14 protein-coding genes are annotated in these 26,294 nt (G+C 33.9%); 8 read left to right on the forward strand and 6 right to left on the reverse strand.

Annotated features, from left to right (window positions below; all coding sequences use genetic code 11):
• Position 1 precedes the first annotated feature (1 nt).
• The 3 genes from E0I61_RS04170 to queG all read left to right on the forward strand — a co-directional run bounded on the left by E0I61_RS04170 (position 2) and on the right by queG (position 4,011).
• Positions 2–1,798: a cytochrome c oxidase subunit I gene (locus E0I61_RS04170; RefSeq protein ID WP_131990281.1), complete on the forward strand. Its 1,797-nt coding sequence runs from the start codon at positions 2–4 to the stop codon at positions 1,796–1,798.
• 158 nt (positions 1,799–1,956) lie between these two features.
• Positions 1,957–2,979, forward strand: coding sequence for a Holliday junction branch migration DNA helicase RuvB (gene ruvB / locus E0I61_RS04175; protein ID WP_099714294.1), 1,023 nt, complete (start codon positions 1,957–1,959; stop codon positions 2,977–2,979).
• Positions 2,980–3,090: 111 nt separating this feature from the next.
• Positions 3,091–4,011, forward strand: coding sequence for a tRNA epoxyqueuosine(34) reductase QueG (gene queG / locus E0I61_RS04180; RefSeq protein ID WP_132069591.1), 921 nt, complete (start codon positions 3,091–3,093; stop codon positions 4,009–4,011).
• Positions 4,012–4,036: 25 nt separating this feature from the next.
• Here queG and E0I61_RS04185 read toward each other — a convergent pair whose 3' ends face one another.
• The 6 genes from E0I61_RS04185 to E0I61_RS04210 form a co-directional block, all read right to left on the reverse strand.
• Entirely contained in the window at positions 4,037–5,068 is a 1,032-nt protein-coding gene (locus E0I61_RS04185) for a LacI family DNA-binding transcriptional regulator (RefSeq protein ID WP_131990279.1), read from the reverse strand.
• Positions 5,069–5,311: 243 nt separating this feature from the next.
• Positions 5,312–6,331 carry a LacI family DNA-binding transcriptional regulator gene (locus E0I61_RS04190; protein WP_131990278.1) on the reverse strand — a complete coding sequence of 340 codons (1,020 nt, stop codon included), beginning with the start codon at positions 6,329–6,331 and terminating at the stop codon, positions 5,312–5,314.
• A 138-nt stretch (positions 6,332–6,469) separates the two neighbouring features.
• On the reverse strand, positions 6,470–8,089 hold the full coding sequence (locus E0I61_RS04195; RefSeq protein ID WP_235832066.1) for a glycoside hydrolase family 13 protein: 1,620 nt from the start codon (positions 8,087–8,089) through the stop codon (positions 6,470–6,472).
• 130 nt (positions 8,090–8,219) lie between these two features.
• Complete coding sequence (locus tag E0I61_RS04200) at positions 8,220–9,152, reverse strand: carbohydrate kinase family protein (protein ID WP_132069593.1); 933 nt, start codon at positions 9,150–9,152, stop codon at positions 8,220–8,222.
• Entirely contained in the window at positions 9,145–10,476 is a 1,332-nt protein-coding gene (locus tag E0I61_RS04205; RefSeq protein ID WP_132069595.1) for a sugar porter family MFS transporter, read from the reverse strand. Before E0I61_RS04205 ends, E0I61_RS04200 begins: the two co-directional genes overlap by 8 nt.
• A 44-nt stretch (positions 10,477–10,520) precedes the next feature.
• Positions 10,521–12,116, reverse strand: a complete 1,596-nt coding sequence (locus E0I61_RS04210) for a glycoside hydrolase family 32 protein (RefSeq protein WP_132069597.1) — start codon at positions 12,114–12,116, stop codon at positions 10,521–10,523.
• Positions 12,117–12,313: 197 nt separating this feature from the next.
• Between E0I61_RS04210 and E0I61_RS04215 the strand changes: the two genes are divergently transcribed.
• From E0I61_RS04215 to E0I61_RS04235, 5 genes are all read left to right on the forward strand, one after another.
• Positions 12,314–14,320, forward strand: coding sequence for a glycoside hydrolase family 65 protein (locus tag E0I61_RS04215; RefSeq protein WP_165930171.1), 2,007 nt, complete (start codon positions 12,314–12,316; stop codon positions 14,318–14,320).
• A 582-nt stretch (positions 14,321–14,902) separates the two neighbouring features.
• Entirely contained in the window at positions 14,903–17,875 is a 2,973-nt protein-coding gene (locus E0I61_RS04220; RefSeq protein ID WP_235832060.1) for a SusC/RagA family TonB-linked outer membrane protein, read from the forward strand.
• A gap of 10 nt (positions 17,876–17,885) precedes the next feature.
• Positions 17,886–19,406, forward strand: a complete 1,521-nt coding sequence (locus E0I61_RS04225; RefSeq protein WP_131990273.1) for a RagB/SusD family nutrient uptake outer membrane protein — start codon at positions 17,886–17,888, stop codon at positions 19,404–19,406.
• A gap of 293 nt (positions 19,407–19,699) precedes the next feature.
• Positions 19,700–23,017, forward strand: coding sequence for a VCBS repeat-containing protein (locus tag E0I61_RS04230; protein WP_132069599.1), 3,318 nt, complete (start codon positions 19,700–19,702; stop codon positions 23,015–23,017).
• Positions 23,010–26,264, forward strand: a complete 3,255-nt coding sequence (locus E0I61_RS04235; RefSeq protein WP_132069601.1) for a VCBS repeat-containing protein — start codon at positions 23,010–23,012, stop codon at positions 26,262–26,264. The genes E0I61_RS04230 and E0I61_RS04235 overlap by 8 nt, the downstream gene beginning before the upstream one ends.
• Positions 26,265–26,294 lie beyond the last annotated feature (30 nt).

Consider the following 26,294-nt stretch of genomic DNA (forward strand, 5'->3'; position numbering starts at 1 on the left):
TATGTCAGCAGAAGGTCACGATCACGCAATAGATCACGAACACGAACATCACCATAAAGACACTTTTATTACTAAATATATTTTTAGTATTGATCATAAAATGATTGCCAAACAATACCTAATTACGGGTATTATCATGGGAATTATTGGAGTAGGAATGTCTATGCTATTTAGAATGCAATTAGCATGGCCAGAAGAATCATTTAAAATTTTTAATATTTTACTTGGTGATAAATTTGCTCCTAACGGAGTAATGACAAATGATATTTATTTGGCTTTAGTTACCATACATGGAACTATAATGGTATTCTTTGTATTAACGGCCGCTTTAAGTGGAACTTTTAGTAACTTGTTAATACCACTTCAGATTGGTGCACGAGATATGGCATCTGGTTTTATGAATATGATATCATACTGGTTGTTTTTCTTGTCTAGTATAATCATGGTTAGTTCTCTTTTTGTTGAAGCCGGACCTGCATCTGCAGGATGGACTATTTATCCACCCTTGAGTGCATTGCCACAAGCTATCCCTGGTTCAGGTTTAGGGATGACATTATGGTTAGTTTCAATGGCTATCTTTATTGCATCTTCTTTAATGGGTTCTTTAAATTATGTTGTAACAGTAATTAATTTAAGAACTAAAGGGATGACTATGACTAGATTGCCTCTTACAATTTGGGCATTCTTTGTAACGGCAATTATTGGTATCGTTTCTTTTCCGGTTCTTTTATCTGCAGCATTATTGTTGATTTTTGATAGAAGTTTTGGAACTTCATTCTTCTTGTCTGATATTTATATAGCTGGAGAAGTTTTACATTATCAAGGAGGTTCACCAGTATTATTCGAACACTTATTTTGGTTCTTAGGACACCCTGAGGTTTATATCGTTTTATTACCTGCTTTGGGTATTACTTCGGAAGTTATTGCAACAAATTCACGTAAACCAATTTTTGGTTACAGAGCGATGATTATGTCAATTTTAGCAATTGCTTTTTTATCAACAATTGTTTGGGGTCATCACATGTTTATCTCAGGTATGAATCCATTTTTGGGATCTGTATTTACCTTTACAACATTATTGATTGCTATCCCTTCAGCTGTAAAAGCGTTTAATTACATCACAACACTTTGGAAAGGAAATTTACAGTTGAATCCGGCTATGTTGTTTTCAATTGGTTTAGTTTCTACATTTATTACAGGTGGTTTGACAGGAATTATTCTTGGAGACAGTACACTTGATATTAATGTTCATGATACTTATTTTGTTGTAGCTCACTTTCACTTAGTAATGGGTATTTCTGCTCTTTACGGAATGTTTGCTGGTATTTACCACTGGTTTCCAAGAATGTTCGGAAGAATGTTAAATAAAAACCTTGGTTATGTACACTTTTGGGTAACTGCAATCTGTGCTTATGGAGTTTTCTTCCCAATGCACTTTATCGGATTAGCTGGTTTACCAAGACGTTACTATACAAACACAAACTTTCCATTATTTGATGATTTACAAAACGTAAACGTTTTGATTACAACATTTGCATTAATTGGTGGAGTTTTTCAATTGGTTTTCTTATATAACTTTTTTAGTAGTATTTTCTACGGTAAAAAATCTGTAATGAATCCATGGAAATCGAATACACTAGAATGGACAGCACCGGTTGAACACATGCACGGTAACTGGCCAGGTGAAATTCCTCATGTATATCGTTGGCCTTATGACTACAGTAATCCTGCACACGATGTGGATTTTGTACCTCAAAACGTTCCAATGAAAGAAGGTGAAGAAGTTTTACACCACTAAAAATATAAAGAAAAGCCTCGCGAAAGTAGAGGCTTTTTTTATGGCTTTTTGGTAGTACTCAGTCTTCGTAGTATTCTTTTGCTAAGTAATTTTTTTAATTTTTATGGCATTTAAAATTTATAATTTATAATTCAAAATTGCTTTGCTATCTTTGTTACATGAATGAAAATTTAGACCCAACATCAAACAGTTACAATTCGGAAGAACTTGATCTTGAAAAAAAATTAAGACCGCTTTCTTTTGATGATTTTGCGGGACAAGACCAAATATTAGAGAACCTTAAAGTTTTTGTCCAAGCTGCAAATCAACGAAATGAAGCCCTTGATCACACGCTTTTTCATGGTCCTCCCGGTTTAGGAAAAACTACATTGGCTAATATTCTTGCTAATGAACTTCAAGTTGGGATCAAAATTACTTCTGGTCCAGTTTTAGACAAACCCGGAGATTTAGCAGGATTATTGACTAATCTTGAAGAAAGAGATGTGTTGTTTATTGATGAAATTCATCGTTTGAGTCCTATTGTTGAAGAATATTTGTATTCTGCTATGGAGGATTTCAAAATTGATATCATGATTGAATCAGGACCAAATGCAAGAACAGTTCAAATCAATCTAAATCCATTCACATTAATTGGAGCCACTACACGTTCCGGCTTATTGACAGCTCCTATGAGAGCTCGTTTTGGAATATCTTCCCGTTTACAATATTATACCACAGAGTTGCTGACCACAATCGTGGAAAGAAGTGCGACAATATTTAAAATGCCAATATCAATGGAAGCAGCCATAGAAATTGCAGGCAGAAGTAGGGGGACACCTCGTATCGCTAACGCCTTGTTGCGTCGAGTGCGTGATTTTGCCCAGATAAAAGGAAATGGAACGATTGATATAGAAATTGCCCGTTATGCCTTAAAAGCGCTCAATGTTGATGCCCATGGTCTGGATGAAATGGACAATAAAATTCTAACCACAATTATCGATAAATTCAAAGGTGGACCAGTTGGGTTGACAACTTTGGCGACAGCCGTATCTGAAAGCAGCGAAACAATCGAGGAAGTCTATGAGCCGTTTTTGATTCAGGAAGGATTTATCATGAGAACGCCACGAGGCAGGGAAGTTACTGATAAAGCCTATAAGCATTTAGGGAAATTAAATACAAACATTCAAGGAGGTTTATTCTAATTTTTTTAGGAGCTATTTCCTGCTATCCGCTATATCCGCGCTGAAAAAGCGCGGGATGCCGCTGCTATCAGGGCTAGGGAATCCCATTTATTAACTTCTATTTTACTAAGCATTAACCATAAGGCTACATACACGCAATTTATCAAATCCGAAGCGCAACGTCTCGGCTTTTTATCTTGTGGAATATCCAAAGCTGGTTTCTTGGAACAAGAAGCACCACGTTTAGAAAACTGGTTGAAGAACAACAGAAACGGCCAAATGTCCTATATGGAAAATCATTTTGACAAGCGCTTAAATCCAACTTTATTGGTCGATGATGCTAAAAGTGTTGTGTCGCTGTTGCTAAATTATTATCCTGAAGAACTACAAAATCAGGATTCTTATAAAATTTCAAAATATGCTTACGGGCAGGATTATCATTTTGTAATTAAAGAAAAACTTAAAGAATTTTTATTCTCCATTCAATCAACAATCGGAGATGTTTCTGGACGTGCTTTTGTAGACTCTGCGCCAGTACTCGATAAAGCTTGGGCTGCCAAAAGCGGTTTAGGCTGGATAGGGAAGAACAGCAATTTACTGACACAAAAAGTAGGTTCTTTTTACTTTATTGCGGAACTCATTATTGATTTGGATTTAGACTACGACAATCCTACAACCGATCATTGTGGAACCTGTACTGCCTGCATTGACGCTTGTCCTACGGAGGCAATAGTTGCACCTTATGTGGTTGATGGCAGTAAGTGTATCTCCTATTTTACGATAGAGTTGAAAGAAAATATTCCTCAAGAGATGAAAGGCAAGTTTGATGACTGGGCTTTTGGATGCGATGTGTGTCAGGATGTTTGTCCTTGGAATAAGTTTTCAAAAGCACATAATGAACCTCTATTTAACCCCAATCCAGAATTACTTTCCATGTCGAAAAAGGATTGGATAGAAATTACCGAAGAAACATTTAAAGCAGTATTTAAAAATTCTTCACTTAAAAGAGCAAAGTTTCAAGGGGTAAAAAGGAATGTTAATTTTCTGGAGTAGCATCATATTTAAATAGTGTTTTAGACTAATGATTCTTTTTCAAAGAAGACTCTCTAACAATTATACTAGTATCTAATTCGATAGTTCTTGGTGTAAAAGGAATTCCTTCTTTATGACAATTCATTTCTTCCAGTAGTAACTTAAAAGATTCAATTCCCATTTCATGGCTTGGTTGGTCTACAGTACTTAATTTTGGGGTGAGGACTTGTGACATAAACCAATTACTGAAGCCAATTACTGCCACTTGATGTGGAACTTTGATTTGATTGTCGTTGAAATAAGATAAAACTCCTACAGCAACTAAATCTGTTATAGCAAAGATACCGTCTACATCAGGGTGTTCCTTTATGATTTGCTTTGCAAAATCTCTTCCTTCTTCAAAAGTCACGCTCTCACAAGTATAAACCAATTTTGTGTCAAAAAGAATGTTGTTTTTTTCTAATGCTTTTTTGTAGCCAATATAACGATCAATAGCATTCTGAGGGTTTAACGGGCCGCGAATGTGTGCGATTTTCTTGCAACCATTATCTATTAAATGTTGAGTGGCATTAAAGGCTGCTTTTTGGTCATCTATTATTATTTTTGAACATTTGGAAAGCTTTGCAATCTTGTCAAACATAACAAAAGGAATATTTCTATTGATTATATCCTTTATATGATCGTCGTTATTTGATTCATTGGATAGTGACATAATAATACCGTCCACTCTTTTGTTTATAAGCAATTCTACTTGTTTTTTTTCTAATGCAAGAGTTTCATTGGATTGTAAAATGATAACTAAATAGCCGTTTTTTTCAGCTTCATCGATAATGGCATTTACTACATTCGAAAAAAAATGGTGAACTACTTCAGGAATAATTAAACCGATTGTTTTAGACTCTTTAGTTCTTAAATTCACAGCAAAGCTATTGGGAGTGTAGTGTAATTTTTGGGCAAGGTGAATTACTGCCTGTTTAGTTTTTGCACTAACATCTGGATAATTTTTCAAAGCCTTAGATACAGTAGTTATTGAAATCCCTAATTTCGTTGCAATTTCTTTAAGAGTAATGTCTTTCATGAATGGAATTTCTACGTATTTAATTATGAAAAATAGTTTTCTCAGAAACGGTTTCTCTTTAAGACTTGATGAGTCTTTATTTTTAATTTATGTTCGTAAAAAAAGGCGATACTTTCATAAATTCTTTTACAAGATATTGATTTTTATCTTATTCCTATTTTTTTTTACCAAAAAAAACAAATTAATACAGATCAGTTAAATTAAACAAATTGAGGTTTAGTGTTTTATTAAATGATTAAAATTTTAAGTTGACTCTCTTACAATTATGCTTGTTTCTAATTCAATAGATTGAAAAACTACAGGTGAATTGTTCTTTTTTAAAGTAATTTCATCAAATAAAATAGAAGCGGATTTTCGTCCAATTTCAAATCCAGGTTGGTCAATTGTTGAAAGTTTAGGACTTATTACACTTGACATAAACCAATTGCTGAACCCAAAAACAGCAATTTGTTTTGGTATTGCAATACCCACTTCATTCAAATATTTAATAACTCCTATCGCAACTAAGTCAGTTACTGCAAAAATAGCATCGATTTCCGGATGTGTATCAACTACTTTTTTAGCATTTTCATAACCATCTTCAAAATCCATGTTGTTGTCACATACAAAAACCAAAGACGAATCATAGCTGATATTATGATCTTCTAATGCTTTTTTGTAACCTAAAAATCGGTCAATAGAATTTTGGGGTAAATAGGAACCTCTAAAATGTGCAATTTTTTTATATCCTTTTTTTATTAGATAAGAAACGGCATCATAAGCTGCTTTTTTATCATTTATAGTCACTTTTGAACAATTAACAAGCTTCGCAATTTTATCAAAAAGGACAAGAGGTGTATTGTGAGAAAGAATAGCTTTTAAATGTTCAAATTCGCCAGTCTCGTTTGATAAAGAGATTAAAATTCCATCGACTCTTTTATTTAATAAAAGATCAATTTGTTTTTTTTCAAGCTCCAATTTTTCATTTGACTGTAAAAGGATAACCATGTAGTCTCTTTTCTCGGCTTCTTCAAGAACTCCTTCAATTACATTCGAAAAAAAATTATGTATAACGGTAGGGATTATCAGACCAATTGTTTTGGACTCTTTAGTTCTTAAATTTACTGCAAAACTATTGGGGCTGTAATTCAGCTGATGCGCTAAATCGACAACCGCTTTCTTTGTTTTTTCACTCACATCTGAATACCCTTTCAACGCTTTTGAAACGGTGGTTATTGAGATTCCGAGTTGCAATGCAATTTCTTTTAGAGTGGGGTTATTCATGGTTTGATAACTGGTGGTAAAAGCTAAAAAACTGCTTCTTGAAAAACGAATTTACAATTTATTTATTGCAAATTCGTTTTTCAAGAAGCAGTTTAATTAGGAATCATCCTTTTGATCTAATTTGTTGTTGTTTAATTATTATTTGAGCGCTATAATAATGGCTTCGTAAGGGAGCAAAGTGTTGTTTTTTAATTTTTTAGTTCTAGCGTAGTTGTCTAAAATTATGATTGATTTGGCAGTGGAAATTCCAATGTTATACGTACTGATTTTGTCAGTAAAATTTAACAACACCAATAGTTTTTTGCCATCCAGTTCTCTTGTGTAAGCAAATACATTTGGATTTTCTTTGTCTAATAATGTGTATTTTCCATAAACAAGCGTTGGCTCTTTTTTACGTAATTGTACTAATTTTCTAAAATAATTTAAGACTGAATTTGGATCTTTTTCTTGTGCTTCAAAAGTAATGGTGTCGTAATTTGGGTTTACTTTTAACCAGGGTGTTCCTGAGGTAAAACCTGCATTTTTAGTTCTGTCCCATTGAAAAGGGGTTCTTCCGTTTTCTCTGGATGTTTGTTTCTGGCCTTCTAGAAAGGTTTTCAAATCACCACCTCTGTTTTTTAAACCAATGTATTTGTTGCGCGTATCCACATCAGTATAGTCCTCTATCGAATCGAATCGTATACTGTTCATTCCTAATTCATCTCCATAATAGTAATATGGAGTTCCTCGCATTGTCATTATAAAGGTAGAAAGCATCTTTGAAGAAATTTCTCGAAATTCAGGGGTGTCATTACCAAACTTGCTCACCATTCTTGGTTGATCGTGGTTGCCAAGGAAAATGGAAAGCCATCCTTTGTCCTTAAAGGCGGTATCATATCGAGAAAAAATATCTTTGTACTTTACAAGACCAAAATCATGTAGATGTTTACCAATATCAACACTTTCAAAATGGTAGGCCATGTTCAATTCTTTGCGCTCGGGATCTACAAAAAGTGAAGCATCTTCAGGAGAACTTCCGGCACCTTCGGCAACTGTCATGACATCATATTTGCTGAAAACTTCTTTGTTCATTTCTTGTAAATAGTTATGCAAGTTGGGGCCAACTCCATAGTATTTTATGATGTTTTTTTCATAACCTTTGGGTAATTCTGGCCAAGTGGTATCTTTTGAAGCAAACTGAAAAGCGTCCATTCTAAAGCCATCAATGCCTTTGTCTAACCAAAATTTCATGATATCATAAACCTCATTTCTAACTTTTGGGTTTTCCCAATTTAAATCGGGTTGTTTCTGTGAAAAATAATGAAGGTAATAGGAATTCGTTTGTGCATCATATTTCCAAGCTTCGCTATTCACATCAAAAAAGCTCCATCTATACGGTGGTTTTCTTTTTTCGGCTGGCCACCAATGGTAATAATCTCTGTATTTATTGTCTCTGGAACTTCTGGATTGTTTGAACCATTCGTGCTCATCACTACTGTGATTCACCACTAAATCCATGATGAGTTTAATTTTTCGTTTGTGCATCTCTTCTAACAAAAGATCAAAATCTGCCATTGTTCCAAAATCTTTCATGATTTCACGATAATCGCTGATGTCATAACCGTTATCATCATTCGGTGACGTGTAAATGGGATTGAGCCAAACCGCATCTATCCCTAAACTTTTTACATAATCAAGTTTAGAAATGATCCCTTTTAAATCTCCAACTCCATCGCCATCACTATCTTTGAAACTTCTAGGATATATTTGATAAACAATGGCTTCTTTCTACCAATTTTTTTCTTTTGGAGAATTTTTTTTCTGAGCTAGTATGGGTTTGCTTGAAAAACAACCCAAAAGAAGGAGCAGTCCAAATGATGTAATTTTTGTGAATTTCAGTTTCATAAATTTAAATGATTGGGGTATTAACCTTAGGAATTTTTTTTATGGGATTCATAAATGCAAGAATTGTTTTGTCTGTTATTTTGGGGTTAGCACCTTCATTTTTTGCTACAATTGCACCCAAAGCGCATGCAAATTCTATTGCATATTGTGGCTCATCATTGTTTAACAATTTACTCAGCAACCCCGCCAAAAAGGAATCTCCGGAACCTACAGTATCTACAACGTCAATTTTATAACCGCTGTTGTAGTACATTTTTCCATCGTAATAGAGTACGGCTCCATGGCTTCCTTTGGTTACACAGATGTGTTTTGTATTCGTATGCTCAGCGATAAAAAGTATATTTTGTTCTAATGAATGATACGGTGAGTTCAGAAAAGCACTTATTTCATATAATTCCTCATCATTAAATTTTATGAAATCGGATTGTAGCATTAATCTAATAAGGACTTCTTTGGTGTAAAATGGGGCGCGTAAATTGACGTCGAATATTTTATATTTTGCGTAATTGATTAATTCCAATAAAGTGTTGAATGAAATTAAATCTCTGCAAGCAAGACTTCCATAAACGAAAGCATCTGCTTTTTTTACTATATTCTCGATTTCCGGATTGCATTCTATTTTATCCCAAGCTACAGGAGCATTTATGGTATAGGATGCCGACCCTTTTTCATTTAATGCAACGATAACTTCACCTGTAGAGTAAGCAGGGTCAATTTGAATGGTGTTAGTAGGGATTCCATTTTTTTTGATAAAGTGCAATAATTCAGAGCCAATTTCATCAGAGCCAATCCGACTTATTATTTGAGCATGTACTCCTAACGAAGCCAATCGAAGTGCAACATTCAAGGGGGCTCCGCCAATTTTTTTATGGGTTGGAAAAACATCATACAACACTTCTCCAAAACATACAACACTGGGGTTTTTGATATTATTCATGGTTAAGCATTTTATGTTCTAGCTCTTCTAGGGATAATCCTTTGGTTTCGGGCATCATAAACAAAACGAATACCAATTGTAACACCATCATAAAGGCAAAGAAGGCAAATATTGGCCACGGATTTACTTTGAATAAATCAATAACGACTGGTCCGGCTAACGTAATTAAAGCCGCGAAAATCCAGTGGATTCCTGTCCCAAAAGATTGGCCATTGGCACGAACATTATTTGGGAATATTTCAGAGATGAAAACCCAAATTACAGCGCCTTGACCAATGGCATGAGAGGCTATAAAGAGTAATATGGATACCATTAAAACAATAGCGCCTAAATTAGTGTAAAAGGCTAAAGCAACCATTCCTAAGCTAGCAATGTATCCAATAGAACCTATTATCATCAGCTGTTTTCTTCCCAGAACATCTATTAATCGCATGCCAATAATAGTGAATATTAAATTTGTTAATCCAATCAAAATAGAATTTAATAAAGATTCTTTCGAGGCTAATCCTGCCATTTCTAAAATTTCGGGGGCATAATATATGATAAAATTGATTCCTGATAATTGATTGAAAAACGCCAATAAAAACGCCAGAATTACAGGCCATTTATATTTATTTGAAAAAATAGTTTCTTTCACAGTGCCATCAACAACATCTTTTTTTATTTCATTGAAATTCTCTAAAGCTTCTTCTTTGGAGTAAATCATTTCCAGAACCTTTAACCCAGCCGCATCATCTCTCTTTTTTAGGAGTAACCAACGCGGACTGTCTGGAATTTGCAATACGATAATACTGTAAATCAATGCAGGTAAAGCAACAATTCCAATCATCCAGCGCCAGTCGTTTATGCCGCCAAAACCTTCGAATAAATAATTAGAAAAGAACGCAATTAAGATTCCAAATACAATATTAAATTGAAAAAGAGCCACCAGTTTTCCTCTGTTTTTTGCACTGGAAATTTCCGAAATATAAATAGGAGCCGCTACCGACGAAGCACCCACGCCAATCCCCCCAATAAAACGGAAGAATGAAAATGTATATGGATCAGGTGCAAGTGCTGAACCCAAGGCCGAAACTAAAAATAAGATTCCAATCCAAAAAAGTGTCTTTTTTCGGCCTAACTTATCACAGGGAATCCCACCGAATAATGCACCAAAAACCGTTCCCCATAATGCCATTGACATGATGAAAATTCCATGAAATAATGGCGTGGTGTGCCATAATTCTTTGATGGGTAGGTTCGCTCCGGATATTACTACGGTGTCAAAGCCAAATAAAAATCCCGCGACTGCAACGGTAAGTGACCAATTTCGGACGTTATTCATGTTTTTGGTTATTTTGGTTAGTTTTTAACTTGTGTAAAAAGAAATTAGTTTTTCCAAATTCCTTTTATTTTCCTTATTGTAAAATTTTTAATTTCTTGTTCTTCATCGGATTGAATCCTTAATTGCGTGTAGGGCGTTGTGGGGAAAATTTGTTCGGTGAAAGTATATATCCCTCCGTTCAGGAAAATTTCAACAGAAGACCAATCTAAAATAATTTGGTAATCCATAGTTTCGGAGTTATTATTTAGCATCGCGGTTTTATGAATTTCTTTTCCGAAATTTTTCTCGAAATTCACGATTCCCGAATGGCGTCTGTCAATAGAAAATATTTTTGATTCAGCTTCATAATCTATTACTAAAGAATCCTTTGTTTCGTTAGAAAAAACCAGTTTTAAATTTTTTGTCACCGCTTTAAATCGTATTTCTGATTGATTTAGATGAGGGTAGTCAAAGGAGATTTTTTGATTTGCTTTTATAGCTATTAAATCTTTGGAATAGGCAGTGACTAATTGTTTTTTGAACTGTTCTACAGGAGTACTTTTTAGTACATAGTTTTCATTAGTTTTTATTAGTGAAAGTTCTCTGGGTAGTGTCATGGCACTCCTCCAGTTTTTGGTTGGGGTATTTCTGGCATACAGCCAATTACTCATCCAGCCTACGAAAATTCGTTTTCCATTTGGTGTGTTGTTATACGTAACGCCGGCATAATTATCAGCTCCGTAATCAACCCATTTAACTTCTTTTTGAGACGTTTTGAAATTTTTACCATCAAAATCACCAATGAAATATTGGGTTCCAGAACCGCCATTAGGTGCGCCTGGATTTATGCTAATTAATAAAACCCATTTTTCCTCATTGGAGCCTGCAACTTTTAATTTAAAAATATCGGGGCATTCCCAAACCCCACCGTGAGCACCTAGGTTTTGTCCAAAGTCACTTTCGAATTTCCAATCAATTAAATTTTGTGAAGTGTAAAACTGGGCATGATCGCCGGCCACTAAAACCAGATTCCAACGATTAGTTTCAGTATTCCAAAATGCTTTGGGGTCTCTGAAATCTTTCTGGTCAGCATTTTCTATGATTGGATTTCCGCTATATTTTAACCAAGTTTCGCCATTATCTAAACTATACGCTAATCCTTGAGTTTGATAATTTTTTTTGCCCGCTTTTTCACCTTCCATATCATGATAGGTAAAGATGGCAATCATCGGTGGATTTTCTTTTGTTCCCAGACCTGAAGTATTATGTAGATCTACAACGGCACTTCCGGAAAATATCATCCCTAATTTATCTGGAAATAAAGCAATTTTTTTAGTTGTCCAATGGATTAAATCAGTGCTTGTGGCATGTCCCCAATGCATCGGTCCCCACACAATATCATCTGGAAAATATTGGTAAAACAGATGATAGACTCCTTTATAATATACCATTCCGTTTGGATCATTCATCCATTTTTTTTCAGGTGAAAAATGAAATTGTGGACGAAAGGGTTCTTTATATTTTTTTGATGAATCAAAGACTATTTTTTCAGAAGAATGAATTGTAATGACATCATTGCTTTGTCCTTTTTTACAAGAAAATAAGGATGTAGCAGTCCCCAAGAGGAGTAAAATCAATAAAATAGTAGATGTGAACTTCATTTAAAAAAGGATTTATTTTTATAGATGCTGTATAAAAATAGGATTCTTTTTTTTAATTATTTAGTTTGAAATTATCTAAAACGTTTTCGATAAGTCGAAAACGTTTTCGATTTGTATTGCGTAGACTATATGGAACTATTTAATATTTTAACAAATAAATTATATATGTTTGATGCTATTATTAAAAAAATACAATTATGATTTCAACATTTAAAAGTTTGTTTTTCATGCTTTTGGCAAGTCCAATTGTTATAGGTCAAGCCAAATCAGATGAATGGCATTTATTCGCGAATTCTAGAGAAAATTATTTTGGCGTGGCTATGGCAAATGGTCAAATAGGTATAGTTACGGATGATACCCCTCTTAAAACCAAAGAAATTATTCTAAATGGGGTTTATGACGGTAGTCCTGAAAATGGAATCAGTAGGATTGTTCGAGGAATCGAATTTTTGAACCTGCATTTGAATATTAATAATCAGGAAATCAAATCCGATAATATTGATAATTGGAGCCAAGTGGTTTCGATGAAAGAGGGGACAAGTACCACTTCATTTTCATTTAAAGATTTGGCGACGATCCATTACACAATTTTGGCTAACAGAGCAGTTCCTTTTTCAGCGATGGCAATTGTCGAAATTATACCAAATAAAGATATCGAAATTACTGCCAATAATTATATGATTGTTCCAGATGAATTGAAAGACGCTAAAAGTCAGTTCCGTGTTTTAAAAGACAATCAATACTTAATGCCGGTTTTTGGAACAACTGCTAAAACGTTAACCGGGAAATATACTGTCGCGGCTTCGACAACTTTTCTTTTTGATGGTGAAAGTGAAACTTTAAAACAAACTGGTAACGAGGTTGGGTTTACTAAAAAATTGCTAAAAGGAAAAAAATATCGATTTGCTGTTGCAGGAGGAATTTGCACTTCAAAAGATGTTACGGATCCTTTGAATGAATCCGAAAGACAACCTATATACGCACTACAGGAGGGAATTGATAAATTATTGAGTAGACACAAACAGGCTTGGGCTGAATTATGGAAAACAGGTGATATTCAAATTGAAGGCGATCTGGATGCACAACAACGCGTGCGTTTTGCTTTGTACAATTTGTACTCCTACATTCGTCCTGATACCAGACAGAGTATTGCACCGATGGGATTGTCTTCGCAAGGATACAACGGACATATTTTTTGGGATACGGAACTTTGGATGTATCCCACGCTTTTAGCATTGCAACCAGACATGGCAAAATCGTGTTTAGATTACCGTTCTGACCGTTTGCCAAAAGCGAAACAAAAAGCATTTATTTACGGCTACAAAGGGGCAATGTATCCTTGGGAGTCTGATGATACCGGTGAAGAGGCCACCCCAACTTGGGCATTGACAGGAATTTTTGAACAACACATTACCGCTGATGTTTCGATAGCTTTCTGGAATTATTACGCGTATACGCAGGATAAATCTTGGTTAAAAAAAGAATGGTCCGTACTGAAAGAAACTGCTGATTTCTGGATAAGTCGTGTAGTGAAAAATCAAGATGGGAGTTATTCTATTTTAAATGTAGTAGGAGCTGATGAATATGCGCAACATATAGATGACAATGCTTTTACAAATGCCTCCGCTATAGAATCACTGAAAAACACAATAAAGGCAGCGACAATTTTGAATGAACCGATTGATCCCAAATGGAAAGATGTTTCAGAAAAATTGACAATTCATGTCGAAAAAGGAATTACCCAAAATTACAAAGGATATCAAGGGCAAGTTATTAAGCAAGCAGATGTTAACTTATTGGCGTATCCTTTGCATGTCATCACAAATAAAGATCAAATAAAAAGAGATTTGGAATACTATGCCGAAAAAATTGATAAAAAAGATGGGCCGGCAATGGCCTCAGGAGTTTTGTCAGTTTTGTATGCACGATTAGGAGATAAGGAAAAAGCCTATAATTATTTTGTGAAATCCTATTTGCCAAATAGCCGTCCTCCTTTCGGGGTGTTTTCAGAATCTGCGAACAGTAACAATCCCTATTTTGCAACAGGAGCTGGTGCAATGCTTCAAGCTGTTATCTATGGTTTCGGAGGTGTGGAGCAAACAGATTTGGGATTGAAATATAATAAAGGGCTTTTGCCAAAGCAATGGAAATCTTTAAAAATAATTGGATTGGGAATGGATAATAAAACAATCACAATAGAATAAAGGTATAAAGCCAATATTGTATACCACGAATGCACTTGTTAATCTTTTCTTAAGGACTAGAATAATTGTATTTGTGGTTTTTTTTTATGGTGCTAACTCAAAATTCTCCGTGCAACCTTTTTAGTATAAAATCAGTATTAGAAATGAATAGCCTGAAAAGGCCTGAATTTCAATAAAATAAGATGTGGAAGTAGGACAGTCAGGATTTTTCAATTAAAAACTATTTAGCAAATAAGTATAAAAAGGGCTTTTGTATTAAAGAATCTGCAACAATTTTCGTCTCAAGGCTGTTTTTATGACAGATGTTTAGATTTTAAATTTAGTAAATCAAGTAATATTACGATAATGTGTTTATTTTAACGCTTTTTTTTGAATTTTATATAATTTTAATATTAATATTTTGAAGTTTTAATTTTAAAATCGAAAACGTTTTCGGTTTAACGAAAACGTTATAGTTTGTAATTTTCTTAATTTTGTCATAAAATTAGTTTTATGTTTACGAGATATTTTAAAACAAACCATTAAAACAAACCATTAAAACAAACCATTAAAACAAATTATTAACCAACTTATTTATTACGTATGAAAAATAGTCTACTAAAAGGCTTGATGGTGTTTCTAACGATGCTATGTACTAGTCTGACCTACTCGCAAGATGTGTCCGGTACAGTGTCTGATTCTAGCGGTCCGCTTCCAGGGGCTTCTGTATTAGTTAAAGGAACAACAAACGGAGCGCAAACTGATTTCGATGGAAAATTTACTATCAAGAATGTTGGCTCAAACGCAGTTTTAGTTTTTAGTTACATCGGTCTTAAAAGCCAAGAAGTAAATGTAGCTGGAAAAAGTACAATTAATGTGGAATTAAAAGAAGATTCGGCTGAATTGAAAGAAGTAGTTGTTATTGGTTACGGTTCTGTAAGAAAGAAAGACGCAACTGGAGCAGTAGATCAAATTGGCGCAAAAGATTTTGATAATGTGTCTTCGCCATCACCTGCTCAATTATTAAGAGGTAAGGTTGCTGGTGTTCAGGTTACACAATCAAGTGGAGAGCCTGGTGCTGGTGTAGCAATTAGAGTTCGTGGAAACTCATCTATTCGTTCCGGAAATGGTCCGCTTATAGTTATTGATGGAGTGCCATTGGATGGAGGAAATGTTTCTGCTGGTGGGGATAACCTACTGGGTGCTTCATCTGCAAAAAATCCATTAAACTTTGTGAATCAAAATGATATCGAAAGTATTAGTGTTTTAAAAGATGCATCTTCTACCGCTATTTATGGTTCTCGTGGTGCAAATGGGGTTATTGTAATCACTACCAAAAAAGGAAAATCTAAGGAGCCTCAATTGACTTACAGTACATCAGTGCAATTCAGTAAAATGTCAGGTAAGTTTAATGTTATGAGCGCAAATGAGTTTGTAGCAGCTGGTGGAGATGACAAGGGTTCAAGAGATTATAATTGGAAAGATGCAGTTCTACGAAGTGGATTTGCAATGAACCATGATTTGTCTTTTAGCAAAACAACTGAAAATTCAAACACAAGAATCTCTTTTGGAGCTTCTAACACAGATGGTATTGTAAAAAACACGGGATTGGATAAATATTCTGCCTCTTTTTACAATTCTAACGATTTCTTTGGTGGGGCTTTAAAAGTAGAATCAAGAGTTATATATGCTTCTTTGAAAGATGAAACTACTATTTTATCTAATGACGCTGGTTTTATTGGAAATATAATAGGTACTGCTTTATATTGGAACCCTACATTGCCTATTTATAAAGCCAATGGCTCGTATAATTCAATAAGTAATACTTATTTAAATCCAGTAGAATTATTGAATTCTTACAAAGATTATACCAACACCAATAAATTGTTAGGGAGTATCAATACGACTTGGAAAATCAATAGTAAATTGAAATACCAATTCTTATTTGGTATAGAAAGTTCAACTTCGACTAGAAAAAGTCAATTGTTGCCAACAATGCGTATTTTAGATGTTGCTACTGCAGCTGTTCCTGGCTCTACAGATGTAAAGTATGGTCAAGCTAATATTGCTAGTCAAAATAAGTTTAACAAAACTTTTGAACATACGTTGAATTACAACAATGATTTTAGTGATAATTTTAACTTAGATGCATTAGTTGGTTATTCTTATTATGACTACACTGCTGATGGAAGTGGTGCTAGAGGAAAAGGATATGATAATGCACAAACTAATCTTATTGATAATATTGAAGGTGGTTTGCAAAACGAATTTAGAGTTTCTTCTTATAGAAATAGAGTAGAATTACAATCTTATTTTGGTAGAATCAATGCTACTTTATTTAAGAAATTAATCTTAACTGGTACTTTACGTTCTGATGGATCTACTAAGTTAGGACTCAACAATAAATATGATTACTTCCCTTCTGTAGGTATCGCTTACAAAGTTGTTGAAGGTAAGGAAGGATTGGTAAATGATTTTAAAGTTAGAGGAAATTACGGTATTACTGGAAATCAAGAATTTTCACCAAACTCTGCAATTGCTAGAGCATCATACGGTAACAACGGAACTTTAGGTGTTGATAGTAATGCTAATGCTGATTTGAAATGGGAAACTACTAAATCATATGGTGTTGGAGCAGACTTTGAGTTATTGAATAATAGATTGACAGGTTCGTTAGATTATTTTCAAAGAGATACCAAAGATTTAATTTTCCCAGTTCCTGCTGCTGCCACTCAACCAGGTCCGCCATCACCACGTTTCAAAAACTTGCCAGGTAATCTAATCAACAAGGGAATTGAAGTTTCATTGAATTATAAGGTTATTGATACTGAAGATTTAACTTGGGATATCTCAGGAAATGCATCTTTCTTAGAGAATAAGATGACAAATTTTGCTGGGTTTGTTTCTACAGGGGGATTAAACGGTCAAGGATTGTCCGGTGCTTATGCACAGGTAATTACGAATGATAAACCAATTTATTCATATTATATGTATGAATGGAGAGGATATGATGCTAATGGAAATTCTATATATGCTGATGCGGCAGGTAATAATACTGGTCTAGGAACAGCTGCTAAATCAATATTAGAGAAACAACCATTGCCAAAAGTTAATGTTGGTCTCTCGACGAACCTTACTTTCAAAGGTTTTGATGCCAGTGCTTCTTTTTATGGTGCATTTGGTCATTATATCTATAATAACACAACGAATGCTTATTTCTTCAAAGGTGCTTTACTTGGGGGTAGAAACGTAACTAAGGAAGCTGCAGCATCTGCGCAAGCACAAGGTGATCCAAATTCACCTTCAACTAAATACTTAGAAAAAGGTGATTTCTTCAGATTGGGGAATTTAACTTTAGGATATACTTTTACAGGAAATGCATTAGAGAGATTTAAAATAAAATCAGCTCGTTTGTATGTAAACGGTTCTAATTTATTTGTAATTACAAATTATTCAGGATCAGATCCTGAGGTTGATACTGATAAATCATTAAATGGTGTGCCATCTGCGGGTATGGAATATTTATCGTATCCAAGAGAGAAAAGTGTAGCTGTTGGACTTAACGTAACATTTTAATTAAAAAACAATGAAAAATAATAATATTATTAAGAGCATCTTATTCGTTGGTACAATTGTACTAGCAGTAAGTTGTACCAATCTAGAGGAGGAAGTATTAGATGGTGTAGTTATTGGTAATTCAGCAGGTGGAACCGTTAACAGTGCATCTCTATTGACAAAAGCTTACGAAGGTTTAAGAGAATTCCAAGGTCAAGGTCAAATGTTTGCTTTAGATGAGATGTCTACGGATGCTTTAGTGGGGCCTACTCGTGGAGGTGACTGGGATGACAATGCAACATGGAGGCAAATCCATACACATACATGGGCGCCAGATCACAATGAAGTTAGAGGTGCGTGGAACTCTTTATTATCAAATGTTTATAATTGTAATTTAGTTGTAGAAAACGGTACGGCTTCAGAGGTTGTTCAGGCGCGTTTTTTAAGAGCGTTTTACTATTATAATGTAGTTGATTTGTTTGGTCAGGCACCATATAGAGAAGCTGGTTCTTCATTAGAAGCAGATCCAAAAGTATGGACAAGACAAGAAGCAACTACTTTTGTTATAAGTGAGTTAGAAGCTATTGTTGGTGCTTTACCAGCTCGTGTAGCTGGTGATGCAAGTATCGCAAACAAAGATGCTGCTAATTTCTTATTGGCTAAAATGTACTTAAACAAAGGAGTCTTTAATGCAGCAAATCCAGCAGGACCTTATGTTTTTGACGCTGCTGATATGACTAAAGTAGTAACTTATGTTAATGCAATAAATAGTTCTTTGGCAACAGATTATTGGGATAATTTTAAACCGGATAACAATACCTCTCCTGAAATATTGTTTTCCTCTAAGAATTTAAGAGGTGGACAGGGTGGAGGTATTCAGTCAAGATGGAGGATGAGTATGCATTACAATCAAACTCCTGATGGATGGAATGGTTTTGCTACTGTAGCTGAATATTATAATAAGTTTAATCCTAATGACAGACGTATTAAAAATTCTGATCCAGCAATTATTACGTCTTTTGGTAACAATGTAGGATTTCAAATTGGTCAAATGTACAAACCAGGTGGTGTAACTCCATTGCAAGATAGAAATGCTCATCCATTAGTATTTACTGCTGCTTTAACATTAATTACAAGTGGTGCTACTTTAGAGACTGCAGGAATTAGAAGTCAAAAATATATTCCGGATGCTGCTAATTTAGGTACTCCAGAAAACGATTATGAATTCATGCGTTATTCGGATGCGTTATTAATGAAAGCTGAAGCAATTCTAAGAGGAGGAACTGGAACCAATGATGTTGTAAAACTTGGACTGTTAGTTTCTAGAACTAATGTACCAGGGACTATTCCAACTACATTAGAGGCTATTTATCTTGATAGAGGTAAAGAATTATGGTATGAAGGTTGGAGAAGAAATGATATGATTCGGTTCGGTAAATTCTTGGCTGCAAGAGAACTGAAACCTTACGTTTCTGATAACAGATATGTACTGTTCCCTATTCCAGCAGACGCATTATTTAATGCTAATTTGAAACAAAATCCTGGTTACTAAGATTTATTTACTATTAATTATTTTTTGAGTTAGTTATAAAGAGGGTATTTAGTACCCTCTTTATTTTTTTATACAAGTCTGTTTTTATTTGGGTACCATTTATTGACGAATAAATATATTTTTAAATGAGTAATAGTCAGAACATATAAACCTTTTCTTATTTCTTTTAATTAGTAGTTTAATTTTTTTTTTAACGTACTACTATTCGCTTTATTGGTTTATTTATTTTTTTATACAGTGAATATTACATAAATTGGCATCCTCTAATTACCTAATCAAATAGTATTTTAAATATGTTTAACCGTATTATTTTGTTTTTCCCTTTTCTCTTTTTTTTCACTAATTGTTCCAAAGAAAACCTAGAAAATAAAGATGGTTTATTCTCCAAATTAGACCCTTCAAATACCGGAATTGATTTTGTAAATGAAGTCAAGAATGGTACGGATATGAATATATTCAAATACAGAAATTTTTATAATGGCGGAGGTGTTGCAATTGGGGATGTTAACAATGACGGGCTTTCTGATGTATATTTTACTTCAAATCTTGGAGCCAACAAACTGTACTTAAATAAGGGGAATTTTAAATTCGAAGATATTTCTAAAAAAGCGGGTATCGAAGGAAACAAATCATGGTCAACGGGTGTTGTAATGGTGGATATAAATGGGGATGGATTACTCGATATTTATGTTTGTAACGCAGGGAATAATATTAACTCAACAAGAAAAAGCCAACTTTTTATTAATAACGGTAACTTGACATTTACAGATAAAGCGGAACAATACAATCTTGCGGATACTGGTATCACGACACACGCCGCTTTTTTTGATTATGATAAAGATGGTGATTTAGATTGTTACATACTTAACAATAGTTTTATTCCGGTTAGTAGCCTGAACTATTCTAACAAAAGAACATTAAGAGATAAAGATTGGGATGTCCCTGATATTCTAAAAGGTGGTGGTGATAAACTACTGCGTAATGATAACGGAAAATTTAGCGATGTAAGCCAAGAAGCCGGTATTTATGGAAGTCTTATAGGGTTTGGACTTGGAGTAACTGTTGGAGATGTAAATGGTGATTTATATCCAGACATTTATATTTCAAATGACTTTTACGAAAGAGATTATTTATATATAAATAATAAAAATGGCACTTTTACCGAACAAATTCAAGGATGGGCATCACACATCAGTCAATCTTCTATGGGGGCTGATATGGCCGACATAAATAACGACGGGAAGGCAGATATATTTGTAACGGATATGTTACCGGAGCACGATGAACGTTTGAAAACTACCACAAATTTTGAAAACTATGATTTATATCTTAGAAAAATAAATTTAGATTTTTTCAATCAATACATGCAAAATACTTTACAGCTTAATAATGGGAATAATCAATTTCTTGAAATAGCAAATTATGCGGGCGTGGCTAAAACGGATTGGAGTTGGGGCGCTTTGATGTTTGATATGGATAATGACGGTTATAAAGATATTTATGTGTGTAATGGAATTTATAACGACTTGACTAATCAAGACTTTGTTGATTTTTTTGCGAATGAATTTATGCAAAAAATGATTGTTACGGGCAAAAAGGAAGAAATAGAAACGATTATTAATAAAATGCCAAGTACACCAATACCAAATTATGCTTTTAAAAATAACAAAAATCTAACCTTTACTAATGAAGCCCAAAAGTGGGGATTGGATACACCCAGTTTTTCAAATGGTGCCGCTTATGGGGATTTAGATAATGATGGGGATTTAGATCTGATTGTCAATAATGTCAATATGGAAGCCTTTGTGTATCGCAACAATTCTGAGAAAAATAAGAATAACCATTATGTAAAAGTAAAATTAAAAGGAGACAACCAGAATAAATTTGGAGTAGGAAGTGTTGTTCAATTATTTTCAGGTAAAGAAATTTTAAGACAAGAGTTAATTCCTTCTAGAGGTTTTCAATCTTCAATTGATTATGTGATGACTTTTGGAATTGGAATTAAAAAAATAGATTCTTTGCAGGTAATTTGGCCAAACGGTAAATTTCAAACGATTAAAAAAATAAAAAATAACTCTACGCTCAATTTAAATATTGCAGACGCAAAATCAAATTTTGCACCAAAAAAAGAGAAATCTAAAGTATTGCTTTCGGAAAATAAAAATCAATTTTCAGTACACAAAGAAAATGATTACATAGATTTTGATTATGAAGGTCTGATATCAAAAGAACTCTCACAAGAAGGCCCATCACTTGCTGTTGCAGATATAAACGGTGACGGGAATGAGGATGTTTTTATAGGTGGAGCCAAAGGGCAAAGTGGGAAAATCTATTTGAATAATGGAAACGAAAATTATACAAGTACCAGTCAAAAAGATTTAGACAGCGATGCCAGTTATGAAGATACTGCGGCTCATTTTTTTGATGCTGATAACGATGGAGACCAAGATTTACTAGTTGGTTCTGGTGGAAACGAAAAAGCAGACCAGTCCAATTATAAGAATCGTTTGTATTTGAATAACGGAAAAGGTGGTTTTGTCAAAAGCAAAATCAATATTCCTACAACCAACAATAACGTTTCGGTAATTGCTTCAAATGATTTTGATGCGGATGGAGATATTGATGTGTTCATCGGAAGCCGAAGCGTACCCGGTGTTTATGGAATTGATCCAAAACAATTGTTATTAGAAAATGATGGTAAAGGAAATTTCACTAATGTAACCGATAAGAAAGCGTTCAAATTGAATGAAGTAGGGATGATTACGGATGCTGCTTGGGAAGATATTGATAATGACGGTAAAAAAGACTTGATTGTTGTGGGAGATTGGATGTCGCCAAGAATATTCAAAAATACAGGCAGACGTTTAGCGGATTATAAATCTAATCTTACGGATTATAAAGGTTTTTGGAATGCAATCAGCTGTGTGGATTTGAATAATGATGGCAAAAAAGATTTAGTGCTTGGAAACAAAGGAACTAACACTCCATATAAAGCATCAAGTACTAATCCGATGCGATTGTTTATAAATGATTTTGATAATAACGGTACTATTGAGCAAATCGCAACCCGTTCTATAGCTAATAAAGACATCCCAATTCATTTAAAACAGGAATTAGCCAAACAGATTCCTTCTATCAAGAAGAAAAATTTGAGTTATGCAGATTATTCTAAAAAATCATTTCAGGATTTGTTTGCTCAAGATGTAGTTGGTAATTCCATACAAAAAACGGTTACTATTCAGGAGAGTGTAGTTGCTTTTAATAAAGGAAATGGAAAATTTGATGTGAAAGTATTACCAAAAGAAGTTCAGTTTTCGGGTGTAAACACGATTTGCCCATTAGATGTGAATAAAGATGGGATTTTGGATCTGATTTTGGGTGGAAATCAATATGAATTCAAACCACAATTTTCAAGATTAGATGCTAATTATGGAAGTGTCCTTTTAGGTTCCAGAAAAGGTGTTTTTTCATGGCTGCCTTACAATAAATCAGGATTTTTTATCAAAGGCGAGGTCAAACATGTTGAAACAATAAAAAATAAGAACAACACAATTTCCATAATAGCGGTTGTAAATGACGATACTCCTAAAATATTTAAAAGCCATGAATAATTTTTTTAGAATAGGGCTGGCTTCATTGCTAATTGTTAGTTGTTCCAAGAAACAAGATCAATTATTTGAAAAACTATCTTCGGAAAAAAGTAATATTACTTTCAATAATCAGCTGGATCCCTCCAAGAATATCTCTATTTTAGATTATCTCTACTATTATAACGGAGGTGGTGTTGCGTTAGGAGATATCAATAATGATGGTTTGGTAGATATTTATTTTACTTCTAATCAAGGAAAAAATAAATTATATTTAAATAAAGGGAAAAATAAATTTGAAGACATTTCAGTAAAAGCAGGTGTAGAGAGTCAAAGTGATTGGAATACAGGAACCGTAATGGCTGATGTAAATGGAGATGGGTATTTAGATATTTATGTTTGTGCCGTAGTTGGGATTAACGGTTTTGAAGGTCAAAATGAATTGTTTATTAATAATAAGGACAATACGTTTTCCGAAAGCGCGGCTGAATATGGATTAGATCTTGATAACTACAGTTCTTCAGCAGCTTTCTTAGATTATGATTTGGATGGGGATTTAGATATGTATTTATTGAATCATGCGGTTCACTCTGAAGCATCTTTTGGTAATGCCGATGTCAGAAATAAAAGAAGCTATGAGTGTGGGGATAAGTTATTCCAAAATGATAATGGAAAATTTGTTGATGTAAGTGAACAGGCTGGAATTTTTGGCGGTGCCAATGGCTATGGTTTAGGATTAGCGGTTTCCGATTTTAATTTAGATGGCTATCCTGATATTTATGTTGGGAATGATTTTCATGAAGATGATTATTACTATCTGAACAACGGTGATGGTACTTTTACAGAAAGTTTAAAACAATATTTTGGGCATACCAGTAGATTCTCAATGGGTGTTGATGTTGCGGATGTCAATCATGACGGATTTCCTGATATTATGACTTTGGATATGCTACCTGAAGACGAAAAAGTTTTGAAATCCTCATTGGGGGATGACAACGTGCAAATGTTGAAATTCCGTACCGAAAAATTAGGGTATCATTATCAGTACACCAGAAATATGTTGCAATTGAATCAAGGCGGAAATCATTTTACAGAAGTTGCTTTGTTGAGTGGTGTTGCAGCTACTGATTGGAGTTGGAGTACTTTATTTGGCGATTATGATCAAGATGGCGAGCAGGATATATTCGTTTCTAACGGAATTCCAAAACGTCCCAATGATTTGGATTACGTTAAATATTATTCAAACGATCAAATAAAGACCAAAATTAGTACAACTAAATTGTTGGATAAAGAAGCGTTGAAGAAAATGCCAAAAGGCAATGTGTCTAATTATGTTTTTCAAGGTTCTAAAGATTTAATGTTTAAAAACAGATCGAACGATTGGATTGAAAATGACTCTATAATTTCTAACGGAAGCGGGTATGCTGATATTGATAATGATGGAGATTTAGACGTAATTACGAATAATTTAAATAGTGTAGCATCAGTTTATATAAACACAACGGATAAAACTTCTAATTATTTAAAATTGAAATTAAAGTTTACTGGGAAGAATACTTTTGGTATTGGAACCAAGATAATTTCGTATTCTAAAGGCAAAAAACAATTTAAAGAACTACAAACTACCAGAGGATTTCAATCTTCGTCGGAGCCTGTTATACATTTTGGCTACGGAAAAATACGTAAAATAGATTCGTTAGTGGTTATTTGGCCGGACAAAACCTATCAAACATTGAAGAATGTGACTACCAATCAAACATTGACAATAAAACCAAATAGCAGCAGAAAGCTTTTTGATTACAATAAATTACACCCTGTAGTTATGCCTGTTTTCAAAAAGGTACCTACTAATTTAGGAATTGATTTTAAACACCAAGAAAATGATTTTATCGATTTTACAGCTCAAAAATTAATTCCTTATCAACGTTCTGATAGAGGTCCTGCAACTGCGATAGGGGATTTGAACGGAGATGGGAAAGAAGATATTTTCTTTGGTGGTGCTAAAGGGAAAGCCTCTCAAATTTATATTCAAAATGCTAACGGTTTTTCTAAAAAAACGTATGAATCAATAGAAAAAGATTCTGTTTTTGAAGATGTATCAGCTGTAATTGGAGATTTTAATTCCGATAAAATAAATGATTTGTTTGTTGTTTCGGGTAATGGCGAAAATGCTCAAAATTTGCAAGACCGTTTGTATATTGGCAACCAATTAATAAATTCTAATTTTCCGGTATTACGCCAAAATGCATCAGTTGTAAAGACTTTTGATTATGATAACGATGGAGATTTAGACTTTTTTATTGGCAATAATTCTGAATATAATCGCTTTGGTAGTTCGCCGGATTGTTATTTGTTAAATAATAATAAAGGAACATTTACTATTGTGCAGAATAAAACATTTGAAGCAATAGGAATGGTTACGGATGCTGTTTTTTCAGATTTTAATAAAGACGGAAAAATAGATTTAATTGTGGTTGGGGAATGGATGAAGCCTACTTTTTTTGCGAATATTAATGGTAAGTTTAAGGAAGTTACAGCTACCATTTTGCCCGAAAAATTAAATGGTTTATATCAATCAATTATTCCCTTTGATATTGATACGGATGGTGATCAAGACTATTTGGTTGGTAATTGGGGATTGAATTCAAAATTCAAAGCTTCACAGGAGTTTCCGATGAAAATGTACTATGATGATTTTGATAAAAATGAAACTTTTGAAACTATTGTAGCAATAGAGAAAAAAGGGAATTATTACACCACATTGGGACTGGACGAATTAGCAGAACAATTCAGTGGAATGGTAAAAAAGAAATTCCACACTTACAAATCATTTGCTGGAAAAACACTGGAAGAGATTTTTGATCCAAAGATGCTCGAAAAAGCAAAATTATATGAAGTGCACAATTTGAAATCGGGGTATTTAAGAAATGACAAAGGAAAATTCACTTTTGTGCCTTTTTCAAATAAAATGCAAGTGGCACCAATTACGAGTTTTGTGAAATCTAATTTTGATTCAGATTCGAAAGAGGAAGTTTTTGCAGCAGGAAATTATTTTGGGGTTTCTCCTTATCACAGTAGATTTGACGGTTTCTCCGGAGCTTTAATTAAAAATGAAAAAACAATATTTTTAGGAAATCAAATTGGGATTAATTTGACCCAAAAGGCAGTCAGACACTTAAATGTTATTAATTTCAAGGGTAAAAAATATTTGTTGATTACCATAAATAATAAAGAAGCGGAGTTGTATGAAATGCCCTCAATAAAGCAATAATAGATTAAAAATAACATACAAATTAATTAA

This window comes from Flavobacterium ranwuense, assembly GCF_004349315.1.
GTDB classification, from domain to species: Bacteria; Bacteroidota; Bacteroidia; order Flavobacteriales; family Flavobacteriaceae; genus Flavobacterium; species Flavobacterium ranwuense.

Bases quoted from the DNA above. Each gene is read 5' to 3' on its own strand.
- E0I61_RS04170 (WP_131990281.1), top strand. From the start codon at position 2: ATGTCAGCAGAAGGTCACGATCACGCAATAGATCACGAACACGAACAT.
- ruvB (WP_099714294.1), top strand. From the start codon at position 1,957: ATGAATGAAAATTTAGACCCAACATCAAACAGTTACAATTCGGAAGAA.
- E0I61_RS04185 (WP_131990279.1), bottom strand. From the start codon at position 5,068: ATGAAAGACATTACTCTTAAAGAAATTGCAACGAAATTAGGGATTTCA.
- E0I61_RS04190 (WP_131990278.1), bottom strand. From the start codon at position 6,331: ATGAATAACCCCACTCTAAAAGAAATTGCATTGCAACTCGGAATCTCA.
- E0I61_RS04200 (WP_132069593.1), bottom strand. From the start codon at position 9,152: ATGAATAATATCAAAAACCCCAGTGTTGTATGTTTTGGAGAAGTGTTG.
- E0I61_RS04205 (WP_132069595.1), bottom strand. From the start codon at position 10,476: ATGAATAACGTCCGAAATTGGTCACTTACCGTTGCAGTCGCGGGATTT.
- E0I61_RS04210 (WP_132069597.1), bottom strand. From the start codon at position 12,116: ATGAAGTTCACATCTACTATTTTATTGATTTTACTCCTCTTGGGGACT.
- E0I61_RS04215 (WP_165930171.1), top strand. From the start codon at position 12,314: ATGATTTCAACATTTAAAAGTTTGTTTTTCATGCTTTTGGCAAGTCCA.
- E0I61_RS04220 (WP_235832060.1), top strand. From the start codon at position 14,903: ATGAAAAATAGTCTACTAAAAGGCTTGATGGTGTTTCTAACGATGCTA.
- E0I61_RS04225 (WP_131990273.1), top strand. From the start codon at position 17,886: ATGAAAAATAATAATATTATTAAGAGCATCTTATTCGTTGGTACAATT.
- E0I61_RS04230 (WP_132069599.1), top strand. From the start codon at position 19,700: ATGTTTAACCGTATTATTTTGTTTTTCCCTTTTCTCTTTTTTTTCACT.
- E0I61_RS04235 (WP_132069601.1), top strand. From the start codon at position 23,010: ATGAATAATTTTTTTAGAATAGGGCTGGCTTCATTGCTAATTGTTAGT.